At 70.8% G+C, this 14681-nt stretch carries 11 protein-coding genes and 1 pseudogene; 4 read left to right on the forward strand and 8 right to left on the reverse strand.

The window, feature by feature from the left end; genetic code table 11:
- The first annotated feature begins 236 nt into the window (after window positions 1–236).
- Window positions 237–728, forward strand: coding sequence for an Lrp/AsnC family transcriptional regulator (locus ABE505_RS03505; RefSeq protein WP_346441914.1), 492 nt, complete (start codon window positions 237–239; stop codon window positions 726–728).
- 19 nt (window positions 729–747) lie between these two features.
- Here ABE505_RS03505 and ABE505_RS03510 read toward each other — a convergent pair whose 3' ends face one another.
- From ABE505_RS03510 to ABE505_RS03535, 6 genes and pseudogenes are all read right to left on the reverse strand, one after another.
- The gene (locus ABE505_RS03510; RefSeq protein WP_346441913.1) at window positions 748–2841 is read right to left on the reverse strand and encodes an SMP-30/gluconolactonase/LRE family protein; all 2094 of its coding nucleotides are present in this window, start codon (window positions 2839–2841) and stop codon (window positions 748–750) included.
- A gap of 1 nt (window position 2842) precedes the next feature.
- Window positions 2843–4015 carry a class I SAM-dependent rRNA methyltransferase gene (locus tag ABE505_RS03515; RefSeq protein WP_346441912.1) on the reverse strand — a complete coding sequence of 391 codons (1173 nt, stop codon included), beginning with the start codon at window positions 4013–4015 and terminating at the stop codon, window positions 2843–2845.
- Window positions 4016–4069: 54 nt separating this feature from the next.
- On the reverse strand, window positions 4070–4867 hold the full coding sequence (locus tag ABE505_RS03520; RefSeq protein WP_346441911.1) for an endonuclease/exonuclease/phosphatase family protein: 798 nt from the start codon (window positions 4865–4867) through the stop codon (window positions 4070–4072).
- 5 nt (window positions 4868–4872) lie between these two features.
- Window positions 4873–5673: a thiol:disulfide interchange protein DsbA/DsbL gene (locus ABE505_RS03525; RefSeq protein ID WP_346441910.1), complete on the reverse strand. Its 801-nt coding sequence runs from the start codon at window positions 5671–5673 to the stop codon at window positions 4873–4875.
- Between the two features lie 67 nt (window positions 5674–5740).
- Window positions 5741–6400, reverse strand: a complete 660-nt coding sequence (locus tag ABE505_RS03530) for a thiol:disulfide interchange protein DsbA/DsbL (protein ID WP_346441909.1) — start codon at window positions 6398–6400, stop codon at window positions 5741–5743.
- 346 nt (window positions 6401–6746) lie between these two features.
- Window positions 6747–7517: pseudogene (locus ABE505_RS03535) on the reverse strand (cytochrome c4); the annotation flags it as partial.
- 132 nt (window positions 7518–7649) lie between these two features.
- Here ABE505_RS03535 and yihA point away from each other — a divergent pair.
- Window positions 7650–8279 carry a ribosome biogenesis GTP-binding protein YihA/YsxC gene (gene yihA, locus ABE505_RS03540; RefSeq protein WP_346441908.1) on the forward strand — a complete coding sequence of 210 codons (630 nt, stop codon included), beginning with the start codon at window positions 7650–7652 and terminating at the stop codon, window positions 8277–8279.
- 22 nt (window positions 8280–8301) lie between these two features.
- Here yihA and ABE505_RS03545 read toward each other — a convergent pair whose 3' ends face one another.
- Complete coding sequence (locus ABE505_RS03545; RefSeq protein WP_346441907.1) at window positions 8302–8595, reverse strand: hypothetical protein; 294 nt, start codon at window positions 8593–8595, stop codon at window positions 8302–8304.
- 89 nt (window positions 8596–8684) lie between these two features.
- Window positions 8685–9674, reverse strand: coding sequence for a trypsin-like serine protease (locus ABE505_RS03550; protein ID WP_346441906.1), 990 nt, complete (start codon window positions 9672–9674; stop codon window positions 8685–8687).
- A gap of 559 nt (window positions 9675–10233) precedes the next feature.
- On the opposite strand from ABE505_RS03550, the gene ABE505_RS03555 reads away from it, so the two are divergent.
- Window positions 10234–11598 (forward strand): glutamate--cysteine ligase, encoded by a 1365-nt coding sequence (locus tag ABE505_RS03555; protein ID WP_346441905.1) that lies wholly within the window; start codon window positions 10234–10236, stop codon window positions 11596–11598.
- A gap of 47 nt (window positions 11599–11645) precedes the next feature.
- Entirely contained in the window at window positions 11646–14375 is a 2730-nt protein-coding gene (gene ppc / locus ABE505_RS03560) for a phosphoenolpyruvate carboxylase (protein WP_346441904.1), read from the forward strand.
- Window positions 14376–14681: the final 306 nt, after the last annotated feature.

Here is a 14681-nt window from a genome sequence, read left to right on the forward strand (position 1 = left end):
GGCGCGCTGCGACGCGTTTCGAGTATTAGAAGACGTGCGCGACCGCGTCCAGCAGATTCCACGGCCGCCAATCATCGGCCAAGTCATTGAATCCAAATGGGAGGGTGCGGGTCCGCACCGCATATGCGACGGTATGGGGCGGCCAATTTCGCAGAATCTGCGTCCCGACCACCAAAATTCGGTACGTTGTACCGTCCATTGTTCCGACACCACCCCATCGTCCCGCCCATGCCGTCATGACGATCCGTCCGCCCGACCGCACCGACCTGAGAATCCTCGACGTGCTGCAGCAGGACGCGCGCATCACCAACCATGCGCTGGCCGAGCGCGTCGCGCTGTCGCCCAGCGCGTGTCTGGCGCGGGTGCGTGCGCTGGAGCAGCGCGGCCTGATCCGCAGCTACCGCGCCCAGGTCGCGGTCGATCGCATCCGCTCGGCGACGATCGTCATGGCGCAGGTCAGCTTCCGCCAGCATGCGCTCGAGGGGTTCACCGAGTTCGACCGGCGCATCCTGGCGATGCCGGAGATCGTCGAGGCCAGTCGCGTGTCCGGTCCCTACGACTACATGCTGCGGGTCATCGTCCGCGACGTGCACCACTGGAAGGACGTCGCCCGCGCGCTGCTCAGCGGCGACGACGGCGTAGAGAAGATCGTCTCGCACTTCCTGATGGACGAGGTCAAGGCCTTTGCCGGCTATCCGTTGACCGACGACGCGCCGGCGCTGCGCTGATCGGGGTGCCGCACGCGCCTCAATGCAGCCGCAGCGGCAGCGCGCGCGTGGCGGTGTTGCCGCTGGCATCGCGCACCACTGCGCGCAGCACATAGTCGCCGGCCGTCAGCGTCGCCGGATCCCACAGCGCCGGTTCGAGGCGGCCGTCGCGCACCACGTTGTTGACCGCATAGCGGAAGCGCGTGCGTGAGGCGCCGTGCACGGTGATGCCGCTGTCGGCCGCGTAGGCCACGCGCACCGCCTCGCGATGCGGCGGCATGCGGTCGAAGTCGATCGTCATCACCGGGGTCTCGAAGCCGGGCAGCGGCGTGCCGTCGGCCGTCAGCAGTTGCCAGCCCAGCGCGTGCAGGCCCAGGCGCCGGCGCGCCAGGTTGCCGTCGACCTGGTCCCAGGCCTCGACGACGATCTGCACGCCACCGCCCGCGCGCGGCACGCGCAGCCGGCCGTCTTCGCGCGCGACGATCGGCTGGTCGCTCGCGTCGAGCAGGGCGAGGTCATCGATGCGCGGCGCGACGGTGTCGACGAAGTTGCGGAAGCGCAGCCCGATCGCATTGCGCTGATAGCCGGGGGGGCCGACCATGAGGTGCACATGCGCCTGCGCGTTGATCGTGCCGATCGCATCGCCGGCGCGCAGCCGCGTGCCGCGCGGGATGCGCACGCGCGCGGTGCGCCCGTCGTCGCCCGCGATCAGTTGAAAGCGCGGATCGAGCGCCTCGCCGCGCGGCGTGCGGCCCACGCGCATGTGCATGTAGGTCAGCTCGTCGAGGACCAGATGCTCGGCCTGGTCGCCGAATCCGGCGGCGGCGAACGGGCTGGCGACCTTGGCGTCGGCGATCACCAGCACCGGGGTGCCGACATCGCCACGCACGTCGAACCCCGCATGCAGGTGGTTGCGCGACTCGCCGCGGAAGTTGCCGCGGACCTCGCCGAGCGTGCCGACGACCTCGTGCCAGCCGTCCTGCGGCGCCAGCGGCCAGCGGCCGCGGGTGTCGGGCAGCGCGATGTCGGGTGCCGGACCGACGGCGGCATTGGCGAGGTTCTGCTTGGCGCGTTGCGGGCGCACCTGCACGATGCGGTGCACGCGATGCGCGGCCGCGTCGGCGACCCACAGCCGGCTCCAGGCATCGAACGCGAGCCCGGCCGGTCGCGCCAGGCGCTGGTCCATGTCGCGGCCGATCAGCACGTGCGTCTGCCCATCGGGCGCGACTTGCAGCACGCGCCCGCGCGCGAGTTCGCCGAGGTAGAGCCGGCCCTGGGCATCGATCGCGACCGAGATCGGCGCCGAGGGCGCGTCGCCCTGCAGGAGCGGCGTCGTCGTGCTGCCGTCTGGCGCGATGCGCCGCAGCGCGTGGTTGCCGGTATCGGCGACCCACACGCGGCCGTCGGCGTCGACGGCGACTCCGCTCGGTGTGTCGAAGCGCGCCTGCGCCCCGGCGCCATCGGCGAAACCCGGCCGGCCGTCGCCGGCCAGCGTGCGCACCTGGCCGTGCTCGATCACACGGATGCGGTCGTTGAAGCCATCGGCCACGAAGATCCGGCCGGACGTGTCGACTGCAACGCCGGTCGGCGCATGGAAGCGCGCTTGGCTCACCGGGCCGTCGGCAAAACCGGCCTCGCCGGTGCCGGCGAGGGTCGTCACCGTGCCGTCGGGCGCGACGGCGCGGATCGCGTGGTTGCCGGTGTCGGCGACCAGCAGCGTGCCGGCGGCGTCGATCGCCAGACCCGAGGGCGTGTGGAAGCGCGCCCGCGCGCCGCGGCCGTCGGCGAATCCCTCCGCGCCGCCGGCGAGGGTGTCGACGCGGCCGTCGGCGCCGATCCGCCGGATGCGGTTGGATGCGCCGCCCTCGGCGACGAACGCCGTGCCGTCGGCCGCGATCACGATGCCGTAGGGGTCGTCGAAGCGCGCCTGTGCACGATCGTCGTCGACCGCGCCGCGATGCCCGTCGCCGGCCGCCAGCTCGAGGCGTGCCGGCAGGCCCGCCGGTGGCGGACCGAGCAGTGGCGGTTCGCTGTGCCGACGCTCCCACCAGACGCTGCCCGCGAGCGCGGCGAGCGTCAGTGCCGCCACGCCCCACAGCGCCCGGCGTGCGCCGGGCCGCAGCCGCGCCGTCACCCTAGTCGAGCACGCGGCAGAACACCGCCTTGAGATAGCGCGATTCCTGCACGTGCGCCAGGAACGGGTGATCGGGGCCGGCGCCGGCGACCTTGAGCACCTGGATCGTGCGGCCGGCGTAGAACGCCGCGCGGCGCAGCATGTCCAGGAACTGCTCCTCGCTGACCAGCCCGGTGCACGAGAACGTCGCCAGCAGGCCGCCCGGCTTCACCACGCCGAGCGCCAGCTTGTTCATGTCCAGGTACTTCTTCAGCGCCGGGATCACCTGGTCGCGATCGCGGGTCATCTTGGCCGGGTCGAGCACGACGACGTCGTAGGCGTCGCCCGCGTTCCCCGCATCACGCAGCCACGGGAAGATGTCGGCCTGCACGAAGCGGATGCGCACATCGTTGAGGCGGGCATTGCCCTTGGCGATCTCGATCACGTCCTCGTCGATGTCCACACCGACCACTTCGCTGGCGCCACGCACGGCTGCGTAGACACCGAAGCCGCCGGTGTTGCAGCACAGGTCGAGCATGCGCTTGCCCGCGACCTGGCGGCTGAGCCATTCGCGGTTCTCGCGCTGGTCGGCGAAGAAGCCGGTCTTGTGCGCCCCGGCCGGGTCGGCGCGGAAGCGCACGCCGTGCTCGGTGATGATCGCAGGCTCGGCGGGCGTGCTGCCGCGGAAGTCGAAGCTCTCCTGCTTCTGCACATGCTCGTCGGCGAAGCTGTGGAACCGGCAGCCGGGGAACTGCTCGCGCAGCGCCTCGAAGATCCAGTCGCGGTGGCGGAACGCGCCGGCGCTGAAGAACTCGACCACCAGCAGGTCGCCATAGCGGTCGACGACCAGGCCGCTGATGCCGTCGCCTTCGCTGTGCACCACGCGCCAGGCGTCGGAGACGGCGTCGAGCCCGAGCACCTCGCGGCGCAGCGCGACCGCGTCGGCGATCTTGCGCGAGAACCAGCCCGCGTCGACCGGGACATCGGGATGGGTTTCGAGAATGCGCACGGCGATGCGCGAATGGCCGTTGTAGAAGCCGCGGCCGATCCATTCGCCGTCGACGCCGACGACCTCGACGATGCTGCCGGGCTTGGGCCGCTGCGCGGGCTTGTCGACCAGGCGCTGAAAGATCCAGGGATGACTCGAACGCCAGGCGTTCTTGAGGCGGACGACGGGGTTGGGCGTGTTGGTCATCGCGGCATTCTACGCGCTCGCCGCGCAGCGGCCGCTCGCAGAAGGGCGCGCGACTCAGCGGCGCAGCGCGTCGGCCGGTACCACCAGCTCGGTCGACAGCGCCAGGTGATCGGAGAACGCCGCCGGCAACGCCTGCATGTTCGTGCACTGCAGTGTGCGCGTGGCGAGGATGTGGTCGATCGCGCGCTGCGGTCGCCAACTGGGGAAGGTATGCACGGCGCAGGCCGGTGGTTGCAGCTCGGTGCCGCGGTAGAGCACGTCCATCTCCGGGCGGTCCCAGGTGCAGTTGAAGTCGCCCATCAGCACCGCGTTGGGATAGTCCTGCAGCACCTCGGAGATGAAGGTCAGCTGCGCGCGCCGCGACTGTGCCCCCAGCGACAGATGCGCGATGGCGACCACCAGGCCTTCGGTGCCCTCGCCGAACCGGCTCAGCAGCAAGCCGCGGCCGCCGATCCGGCCGGGCAGGGCGTGGTTGATGACCTCGACCGGCTCGAGCCGGCTCAGCAACCCGTTGGCGCTGGAGGCGACCGCGCCGACGCGGCGGTTGGGCTGGTGGCTCCAGAACGCGAAGCCGCCGCGCTCGGCGAGGTAGTGGGTCTGGTTGGTGAAGCCCGAGCGCCAACTGCCTGGGTCGGCCTCCTGCAGGCCGACGATGTCGTGACGGCCGGCCAGCGCCGCGATCGCGTCGAGCGCGGTGCGCTTGCCGGCCGGCAGCACGTGCGACCAGCTGCGGGTCGCATAGTCGCTGTAGCGGCGCGTACTCGAACCGGCCTGGATGTTGGCGCTGAGCAGCCGCAGGCGCTGCGGTGCGGGTTCGGACACTGGGGCGGGCGTGGGGTCGGGCTGCGACATCGGCCCTAGCGTGCGGCACGCTCCGTTGCGATCAGGTGATCGGCAATGCGCAGGACGTCCTCGAGCGAGCGGCCGCCGATCACGCGGTACTTGCCGTCGATGATGATCGTCGGCGTGGCGTCGACGCCACTGCGCATCGCGAACTGCCGTGCCCGGCCCAGGTTCGCATTGACCGCGAAGCTCTGCATCGTGCTGCGGAAGCGCTGCGGGTCCACACCCAGGCTGCCGTAGAACGCCACGATGCTGTCGGCATCGGCGTTCTGACGCAGCTTGCGTTCGATGTGGACGGCGTTGAACGTCGCATCGTGGGTGCGCGCCAGCGTGCCCATCGCCTCGGAGGCATAGAACGCACGCGGGAACTGGTCGCGATCGTCGAACGTCGCCGGCACGGCGACGAAATGCACGTCGTCGGGCAGCTTGGCCTTCCAGGCGTTGAGCAGCGGCTCGAACGCCGCGCAATGGCCGCACCAGTACGCGAACACTTCGGCGACCTCGATCTTGCCGGCGGTCTGCGCGAACGGCTGGCCGTTGTCGATCACGACGTAGTCGGTGCCGGCGACCGGGGCCGGGCCCTCGGGCGCGACGACCGGATTGTGGTTGGGGGCCGGTGCGGCGGCCTCTGCCCCGGGGCTCGGCTCGGCGGCCGGCGGCTGGGTCGCGTCGGGCGCGGGCGTCTGCTCGCTTGCGGGGGCGCTGGCCGGCGCGGTCGGCGCGGCGTCGGGCGTGGCGGCCGGGTCGGGCTGCTGCCCGCAGGCGGCGATCAGGACGGGGGCGAGCAGCACCAGCAGGGAATGGCGGATCTTCATGGACGGTCTCTCGATGTGAGCGGTCGGTACGGGGGCCCGGTCGCCGGTGTGGCGGCGGCGCGTCGGCTCAGGGCCGGACGCGTTCCCGGGCGATGAGCTGGTCGGCGATCGTCAGCGCGCCCTCGAGGGTACGCGCCTGGACCCGGTAGCGGCCATTGATGATGAGCGTCGGCGTGCCCTGCAGGCCACTGCGCCGCGCGAAGGCCTGCGCCGCGTTCAGTCGCTCGTCTGTCTGTGCGCTGGTCATCGCGGTCTTGAACGCGGCCTGTGACGGCGCGCCGTGCGCGGCGTAGAACGCCGCCAGCGCATCGAGGCTCGCACCGCTGCGCGGCAGCTGGCCGGTCTTGTGGACGGCGTCGAACACCGCGGCATGCGCGCGCTTGTCGATGCCGAGCGATTGCGCGGCGAAGAACGCCCGCGCGAACGGGTCGCCCGCGGTGAACACCGCCGGCAGATAGGTGAAGCGCACATCGCGCGGCTGCCGGGCCAGCCACGCGTCGATCATCGGCTGAAAATGGAAGCAGTGGATGCAGCCGTAGGAGAACACCTCGACCACCTCGATGTGACCATCGAGCGGCTGCCACGGCGTGCCGCCCTCGATCACGGCGTAGTCGACGTTCTCCACCGGCGCGGGCGACTGCGCGGCGGCGGGCAGGGCGGCCGCCAGCGCGAGCAGCGCGCAGGCCAGCCAGCGGCACCAGGCGGAAACGGAGCGGGAGACGGACATGGCGGCGTGGACTCCTGGAGCGGCGCGGCGCAGGCCGGCCGGGAACACGGGGATGGACACAGGGTGGGGCAGACACGCGAACGCCGGCGCGGGAAGCCCGGCCGGCGTTGCGGACAATACGGGATCGGGCGGGACCGTGCATGGCCCCCGCCCGGCGGCGCACTCACTCGGTCGCGGGCGCCGGCTCGGCGGGCGCGTCGGCAGCCGGGGCCGTATCGGCGGCGCCGTCGCCCTGTTGGGCCTGGTCGGCAGTCTCGTCGGTCGGCGGGACCGGCTGCTCGGCCGGCGGCGTGGCCGGTGCCGGCATCGCCGCGGCCTGGGCCTCGATCGCGGCCAGCATCTTCGGGTCGGGGCGTTGGTGCAGGCCCTGCATGTAGCTGGCCAGTGCCTCGATTTCCTGGTCGGTCAGCGGCTTGGCGACCGTGGCCATGATGTCGAACAGATGGCGGTCGGCCTCGTGGGTCTCGCCGGCACGGTAGGCCTGCAGGCGCGCGGCGCTGTACCAGGCCTGCTGGCCGCCGACGTGCGGATATGCCGGGCCCGGGTTGCCGCTGCCCGCCGGGCCGTGGCAGGCCATGCATGCCGGGATGCCGCGCCTGGCGTCGCCGCTGCGGAACAGCGTCTGGCCGATCTCGTAGAACTTCATGCCGTCGTAGGGCCCGCCTTCGACGACCGCATCGTCGGCGATGCCCGCACCGCTCTTCTGCAGCGCGTAGTGCGCGCCCAGGTCGCGCATGTCCTGCGCGCTGAGCATCGCGGCGAACGGCTGCATGATCGGGCTCATGCGCTCGCCGCTCTTGAACAGCGCGAGTTGGCGGGCGATGTAGCGCTCGCCCTGGCCGGCGATGCGCGGATAGACCGTCGGCGCGGCATCGGCATTGCCGTCCACGCCATGGCAGGCGGCGCAGGTGCCGGCCAACTGGCCGCCCTTCTGCGCATCGCCCGGACGCGCCTTGGCCAGCGCGGCGACCGCGTTGACGTCGGGATGGCTGTCCAGATCGACGGCCTCCACCTCGGGGGCATCGGGCAGCGGCGCCACGGTGGACTGGGCGAACGCGACCGCGCCGACCACGAGGGCGGCAAGGCCGGCGATAGCAAAGACGCGAGCGTGGCGCATGGCTGGGCTCCGAGAATTCTCGACGCTGCGGCCGGCGGAATGCGGCTCGCGAGGGTTGAAATTATGTGTGGCGGACCCGAAGCGGTCAAACCGCGACCGGACGCCGCAGGGGCGGTGTGCCAAGCTATGCCGATGGCCAATCCTTTCAACCGCGCCGCGTACTTGCTCGCCGCGCACGTTCCGCGCCAGCTTCCGCCCGACGACGGCTTCGAGGTCGCGTTTGCCGGTCGCTCCAATGCCGGCAAGTCCAGCGCGCTCAATGCACTGTGCCGGCAGAACGCCCTGGCGCGCGTGTCCAAGACCCCGGGCCGCACCCAGCAGCTGGTGTATTTCGAGCTGCCGCCGCACGAGCGCCGGTTCCTGGTCGACCTGCCGGGTTACGGCTACGCCAAGGTGCCGCGCGAACTGCAAGCGCACTGGCAGGCGTTCATCGCCGACTACTTCGCCCAGCGCCAGGCGCTGCGCGGCCTGGTGGTGGTCATGGATATCCGCCACCCGCTCAAGGACTACGACCGGCAGATGATCGAGTTCGCGGTCCGCAACGGCACGCCGGCGCACGCGCTGCTGACCAAGGCCGACAAGCTCGGCCGCGGCGCGGCGGGCAATGCCTTGCAGGCCGTGCGCCGCGAACTGCAGGCCCAGCATGGCGAGCAGGTCAGCGTGCAGACGTTCTCGTCGGAGTCCAAGGCCGGCGTCGACGAACTGCGCGCGATCGTCGCGCGCTGGATGGAGATCGGCGCACCCGCTGCCGGCGCCGACTAGCCGGTGCGAGGCGCCCGGTGCGTTACTGCGGCGCGGTCGGACGCGCCACGCCGACCCGCGGCATCGCTTCGAGTTCGTCGATCACCTCGCGCGGCGCGCGCAGGCGGATCTGCACCGGGAACGATTCCTGTATTACGACGTCCTTGACGACGCCGCGCCGTTCCAGCGCCTGGACCCGCTCGAGCACCGGATCGGGCGATTCGGCGCTGCCCGCGATCGTCGCCGCTTCCAGCGGTGCGCGCTGGGTGGACGGGGGCGTGGCGCCGCAGGCGGTCAGCAGCACCGGCAGGGCGAGGGCGGCAAGCATCGATTTCATGGCGTCTCCCGTGGCGTCTGGAAGGAACGTCATGGCGCCCGTGCCCGGGACGCCATGGCGGTTGTCGGCCTGCAACGGCAACGCGCCGGTCAGGGGTTGGCGGAGATCCAGTTCTGCACCGTGTTCTGCACTGTGGCAGTGATCCGTGTCCCGCAGTTCTGGCTCGACGAGCCGGTCGTGTGCACACCGCGCACGACATAGCCGCTGTCGTAGATGCCGCTGCCGCTGTTGCCGCCGGCGGTGTCGATCGTATAGCAGAGTCGGAACGAGCCGCTGGTGTTGACCGTGCCCGAGTGCCGCCACATCGTGCCGAACGGCTTGTCGCCCGGGTAGCCGGTGATGGTGTGCGTGCCGCCGCCGTAGGTGCCCCAGGCCGCGTAGCCGCCGTGCGCAGGCGCGCTGAGCACGATCAGCGCGTAGTCGTAGTTGGTGTTGCCGCCGTTGTGGTATTCGGCGGTCGTCATGACCCGGCTCCAGGACGTCGTGCCCCAGGGCTGGTAGCTGCCGTTCTGCGCCACAGTGAAGTTGAGGCTGGAATAGAAACTGCCCGCCCCGTTGGAGACGCAATGCCCGGCGGTGAGCACATGCTTCGGCCCGATCAGCGTGCCGGTGCAGCCGATGCCGATGCGGCCGATGTTGTAGAACGGTGCAACGGTGGTGTTGGTCACCTGCACGCGATTGTCGGCGCCGATGACGACCTTGGGCGAAACCGTCGGCAGGCCGTCGGTCCGGGGCAGCGAGGGGGGCATCCCGGGCGTTGCGGCGGGGGTGCGGCCCAGGACCTCCAGGGCCTCGATCGCCTGCTCGAACAGTGCGACGTCGCGCGGGTCCATCGTCGCGATGTACTGGTCGCCCTCGCGCGTGGCCATGATCGTGGTCAGGCCCGCGGCCTTCTGCAACAGGGTCGGAGGCCGGCCGGCGGCGGCGTTCTCGGGCTGGATGCCCGTCACCAGGTCGTCGCCGTGGATGAACCGGGCCTTCTCGCCCAACCTTTCGAACTTCAAGGGCTCGGCGCTCGCGACGCTGGCGCTCAATGCGCCCAGCGCGAGGGTCAACCCCAGTACGGTCACATGCTTCATCGTAAAACTCCTTGTGTCGATGGATGGTCCTCGAGAGGGAATGCGCCGGAAAGAGCGTGTCGCAAATACCCCGGGCCGCCCGGCGGTGCGGTCCGGCATGGCGTCGAAGGCGATGCGGCATCGATGCCGGTCGGCGCGCAGCCAATGCGATGCGTCGATACAGCAATGACCTCGGAGCACCTCCCTGTCCTGCGTCGCGACATGCGGCGACTGGCATCCAGCCGATACGGCGTGCGACAGCGCGGTGCGACACGATGTCGCAGCGATCGCGAGCGACCACTATGGGCGCAAACCCGGTGCCTGGCTGTGATTGGAGTCACGGATGATCGGACGCGCCTGCGCCTGCCCACATTCATCTGGACGTGAATACGACCGCGCCACGCGCCGGGCATCGTGCGGTCGCCCCGGCAGCCGTCCGGCGTCGCCGGGGCGAGCGCTGCATCGGCGGAAATCTGCGGCCCGATCCGCTCAACGATCGCCGCCGAAGCAACCGGTATAGTGCGCGGATTCCGCGGCTGGCCTGCGGCTGTCCCCGCCATTTCCGCCGAGCATCATCGCCTTGTCCAGCCCCAGCCACGTCGCCGATACGCCGATCACCGACCGCAACGCACTGGTGGAGGTGCTGGCCTCGGGCGAGAAGCCGGCCGCCGACTGGCGCATCGGCACCGAACACGAGAAGTTCGGCTTCCGCCTGTCCGACCTGCGCCCGCCGACCTTCGATGGACCGCAGGGCATCGAGGCGCTGCTGACCGGGCTCACTCGCTTCGGCTGGGCGCCGGTCGACGAGAACGGCCGCACTGTCGCCCTGCTCAAGGACGGTGCGTCGGTGACGCTCGAGCCGGCCGGACAGCTGGAGCTGTCGGGCGCGCCGCTGATCGACATCCACGCCACCTGCAGCGAGGTGCACACGCACCTGCGCGAGGTGCGCGCGGTCGCCGAAGCGCTCGGCCTGGGCTTTCTGGGCATGGGCTTCCAGCCCAAGTGGCGGCGCGACGAGATGCCGTGGATGCCCAAGGGCCGCTACCGGATCATGCGCGACTACATGCCCAAGGTCGGCACGCTCGGCCTGGACATGATGACCCGCACCTGCACGGTGCAGGTCAACCTGGACTACGCGTCCGAAGCGGACATGGTCAAGAAGTTCCGCGTGTCGCTGGCGCTGCAGCCGGTGGCGACCGCGCTGTTTGCCGATTCGCCGTTCACCGAAGGCAAGCCCAACGGCTTTCTCAGCTACCGCTCGCACATCTGGACCGACACCGACGCCGATCGCACCGGCATGCTGGATTTCGTGTTCGAGGACGGCTTCGGCTACGAGCGCTACGTCGACTACCTGCTCGACGTGCCGATGTACTTCTCCTATCGCGATGGGGTTTACCACGACGCCAGCGGTCAGAGTTTCCGCGACTTCCTGCGCGGCCGGCTGCCGGCGCTGCCCGGTCAGCTGCCGACGCTGCGCGACTGGTCCGATCACATGACCACCGCGTTCCCGGAGGTGCGGCTCAAGAAGTACCTGGAGATGCGCGGCGCCGACGGCGGCCCCTGGAGCCGGTTGTGCGCGTTGCCCGCGTTCTGGGTTGGCCTGCTCTACGACGACACCGCGCTCGATGCCGCCTGGGACCTGGTGCGCGACCTCACGCTCACCGAGCGCAACGCGCTGCGCGACGCGGTGCCCCGGCAGGCGCTCGCCACGCCGTGGCGCACGGGCACGCTGCGCGATCTCGCGGTCGAGGCGCTGAAGATCTCCGCCGCCGGCCTGCAGCGTCGCGCCCGCCACAACGGCGACGGCCAGGACGAGCGCGTGTTCCTGGACACGCTGATCGAGATCGCCGAGTCGGGGCAGACCCCGGCCGAGCAGAAGCTCGCGCTCTACCACGGCCCCTGGCAGGGCGACATCGATCGCGTGTTCCGCGAGTTCGCCTACTGACGCGCGGCCGTCACCCACCACGGGCCCGGCTTGTGTAAGTTGTCGGGATGACGCCAGACGCCACCCGAGAGTCCGCCCTGCCGCTGCGCGAAGTCGAGTTCGCGCGTACCGATACCCTGCTGCGCGACGATGTCCGCCGACTCGGCGCGATGGTCGGCGACATGCTCGCCGAACAAGCCTCGCCGGCGCTGCTCGAGCGCGTCGAGGCGCTGCGGCGCGCGGCGATCGCACGGCGCGAGTCCGGTACGCCGGTCGATGCGCTGGCCGAGGGGCTGTCGCAAGTCGCCACCGACGATGCCGAGGCGCTGGTGCGCGCGTTCGCCGCCTATTTCGGTGCGGTCAACCTCGCCGAGCGTGTGCACCGCATCCGCCGTCGCCGCGACTACCAGCGCGCCAGCGACGCGCCGCAGCCCGGTGGCTTGGAGGCGGCGGTGCGCGCACTGCACGACGATGGCGTGACGCTCGACGACCTGCAGGCCTGCCTTTCGCGGTTGCACGTCGAGCCGGTGTTCACCGCGCATCCCACCGAGGCGGTGCGCCGGGTGTTGCTGGAAAAGGAGCGCACGATCGTCGAGCGGCTGATCGCCGACATCGACCGCGAACGCACCCCGACCGAACGCCGGGCCGACGATGCCCGGATCGGGCTGGCACTCGCGTCTGCCTGGCAGACCTCCGAGTCGCCCGCGCGCAAGCCCACCGTCGCCGACGAGGTCGACCACGTCGGGTTCTATCTGTCGAATGTGCTCTACCGTGTACTGCCGGTGTTCTACGAAGCGCTCGGCGACGCGATCGAACGCGTCTACGGCACGCGGCCGGCGCTGCCGCAGGTGCTGCGCTTCGGGACCTGGGTCGGCGGCGACATGGACGGCAATCCCAACGTCAACGCCGACACCATGCGCGCCGCGCTCGGCGCCCAGCGCAGCCAGGCGCTGGCGCAGTACCGCCGCGACCTGCGCGGGCTCGGCAATGTGCTCACGCAAACACTGGGCCGCGCCACGATCGACGAAACGATCATGGCGCGAGTCGACGACTACCGGCGCCGCCTGCCCGACGCCGAGGCCGCACTCAACCCGCGCCATGCCGACATGCCGTACCGGCGCCTGCTCGATCTGATGCAGCTGCGACTGCGCCTGACCGATGCCGATCACCGCGCCGGCTACGCGGATGCCGATGCGTTCCTCGCCGATCTGGTGTTGATGGATACGAGCCTGCGCGGCAACCGTGGCGATCACGCCGGCCTGTTCGCGCTCGAACGCCTGCTGTGGCGTGTGCGTACGTTCGGCTTCCATCTCGCCGCGCTCGATCTGCGCCAGGATTCGGCCGTGCACGACGAGGTGCTCGGCCGCATCGACGACAGCGACTGGTCCGCGCTCGAGGTCGAGGCGCGCGTCGAGCGTCTGCACGCCATGCTCGATGCGCCCCCGAAGGCCAACGGCGCGCTGTCCAACGCGACCGTCGCCTCGACGCTGGGCGTGTTCGATGCGGTCACCGATCTGCGCCGCAGTCATGGTGAATCCGCGACCGGCCTGTACATCATCTCGATGGCGCGCAGCGCCGCCGATGCGCTGGCGGTGCTGGCGCTGGCGCGCATCGCCGGCTGCGTCGAGAACGGCAACGTGCCGCTCGACGTCGCGCCGTTGTTCGAGACCGTCGACGACCTGGAGGCGGCGCCGGCCGTCATGCGCGCGCTGTTCGACGATCCCCGCTATCGGGCGCACCTGACTACGCGCGGCAATCGCCAGACGGTGATGCTCGGCTATTCGGACAGCGCCAAGGACGGCGGCCTGCTGGCCTCGCGCTGGGCACTGCAGCGCACCCAGGTCGAACTGACCGCACTGGCCCAGGCCGCCGGGGTGCGCATCGCCTTCTTCCACGGCCGCGGCGGCTCGGTCAGCCGCGGTGGCGGCAAGACCGGACGCGCGATCCATGCCGCGCCGCGCGGCTCGGTCGACGGCGTGCTGCGGGTGACCGAGCAGGGCGAGGTGATCCATCGCAAATACGGCATCCGCGCGCTGGCGCTGCGCAACCTCGAGCAGACCGCCGCCGCGGTGCTGCAGGCCACGCTGCGTCCGCGCCCGGCCGACCCGCGCGAGGATGCCTGGCGGGACCTGGCGGGCGAGCTGGCTGGGGTCTCGCGTACGCATTACCGCGCGATGGTGCACGAGCGCGAGGACTTCCCCGATTACTTCCGCGCCGCCACGCCGATCGATGTCATCGAGCGGCTGCAGATCGGTTCGCGGCCTTCGCGCCGACGCGAAGGCGGCATCGCCAACCTGCGCGCGATTCCCTGGGTGTTCGCCTGGGCGCAGAACCGCTCCGGCCTGACCGGCTGGTACGGCCTGGGCACCGCGCTCATGCACGGCATCGAGCGCCACGGTCGCGAAGCGATGAGGGAGATGGCGCGCGACTGGCCGTTCTTCCGCGCTGCGCTCGACGATGTCGAGATGCTGCTGGCCAAGAGCGACATCGATATCTTCGAGCGCTACTCGCAGCTGGCCGGCGATGCCCATGCGGTGTTCTTCCCCGAGATCGCGGCGGAGTTCTGCCGCACCCGCAACGCGATCCTGCTGCTCAAGGACCAGGACACGCTGCTGGCCGACGACTACCGCCTGCAGCTGTCGATCCGCCTGCGCAACCCCTACGTCGATCCGATCAGCCTGCTGCAGGTCGAACTGCTGCGCCGCTGGCGCGTGGCCGACCGCGAGGACGACGACCTGCTGCGTGCGTTGATCTCGACCGTCAACGGCATCGCGGCAGGCATCCAGAACACCGGTTGAGCCGCGCCTCCGTCGCGCGGGCGACCACGTCGGCGCACTGCGATGGGAGCGTCGACGTCGCGGTTGCGACGCGATCCTCAGGGCGCTGGCGCTCGACCCGCGCGAGTGGTGAGGCGATCGGCGCCCTGCGTGTGAGCCCCTTCTCGCCGTGTATTGCCGACGCGCGCCGTTGGCATGCGTCGCGCGCGCGTCTCGAGCCGCCAATGTCCGGCCCGGGGCACAGCATTGTTCAAGACGCGCGCGAGGCGAGTTGCACGAGTTCGCATTCATCGCGATATACTCCACCCCAGTACCGAGTCCGCAGGC

This window comes from Luteimonas sp. TWI382 (assembly GCF_039674545.1).
Taxonomy (GTDB): Bacteria; Pseudomonadota; Gammaproteobacteria; order Xanthomonadales; family Xanthomonadaceae; genus Luteimonas.

Bases quoted from the DNA above. Each gene is read 5' to 3' on its own strand.
- ABE505_RS03505 (WP_346441914.1), top strand. From the start codon at position 237: ATGACGATCCGTCCGCCCGACCGCACCGACCTGAGAATCCTCGACGTG.
- ABE505_RS03515 (WP_346441912.1), bottom strand. From the start codon at position 4,015: ATGACCAACACGCCCAACCCCGTCGTCCGCCTCAAGAACGCCTGGCGT.
- ABE505_RS03520 (WP_346441911.1), bottom strand. From the start codon at position 4,867: ATGTCGCAGCCCGACCCCACGCCCGCCCCAGTGTCCGAACCCGCACCG.
- ABE505_RS03525 (WP_346441910.1), bottom strand. From the start codon at position 5,673: ATGAAGATCCGCCATTCCCTGCTGGTGCTGCTCGCCCCCGTCCTGATC.
- ABE505_RS03530 (WP_346441909.1), bottom strand. From the start codon at position 6,400: ATGTCCGTCTCCCGCTCCGTTTCCGCCTGGTGCCGCTGGCTGGCCTGC.
- yihA (WP_346441908.1), top strand. From the start codon at position 7,650: ATGGCCAATCCTTTCAACCGCGCCGCGTACTTGCTCGCCGCGCACGTT.
- ABE505_RS03545 (WP_346441907.1), bottom strand. From the start codon at position 8,595: ATGAAATCGATGCTTGCCGCCCTCGCCCTGCCGGTGCTGCTGACCGCC.
- ABE505_RS03550 (WP_346441906.1), bottom strand. From the start codon at position 9,674: ATGAAGCATGTGACCGTACTGGGGTTGACCCTCGCGCTGGGCGCATTG.
- ppc (WP_346441904.1), top strand. From the start codon at position 11,646: ATGACGCCAGACGCCACCCGAGAGTCCGCCCTGCCGCTGCGCGAAGTC.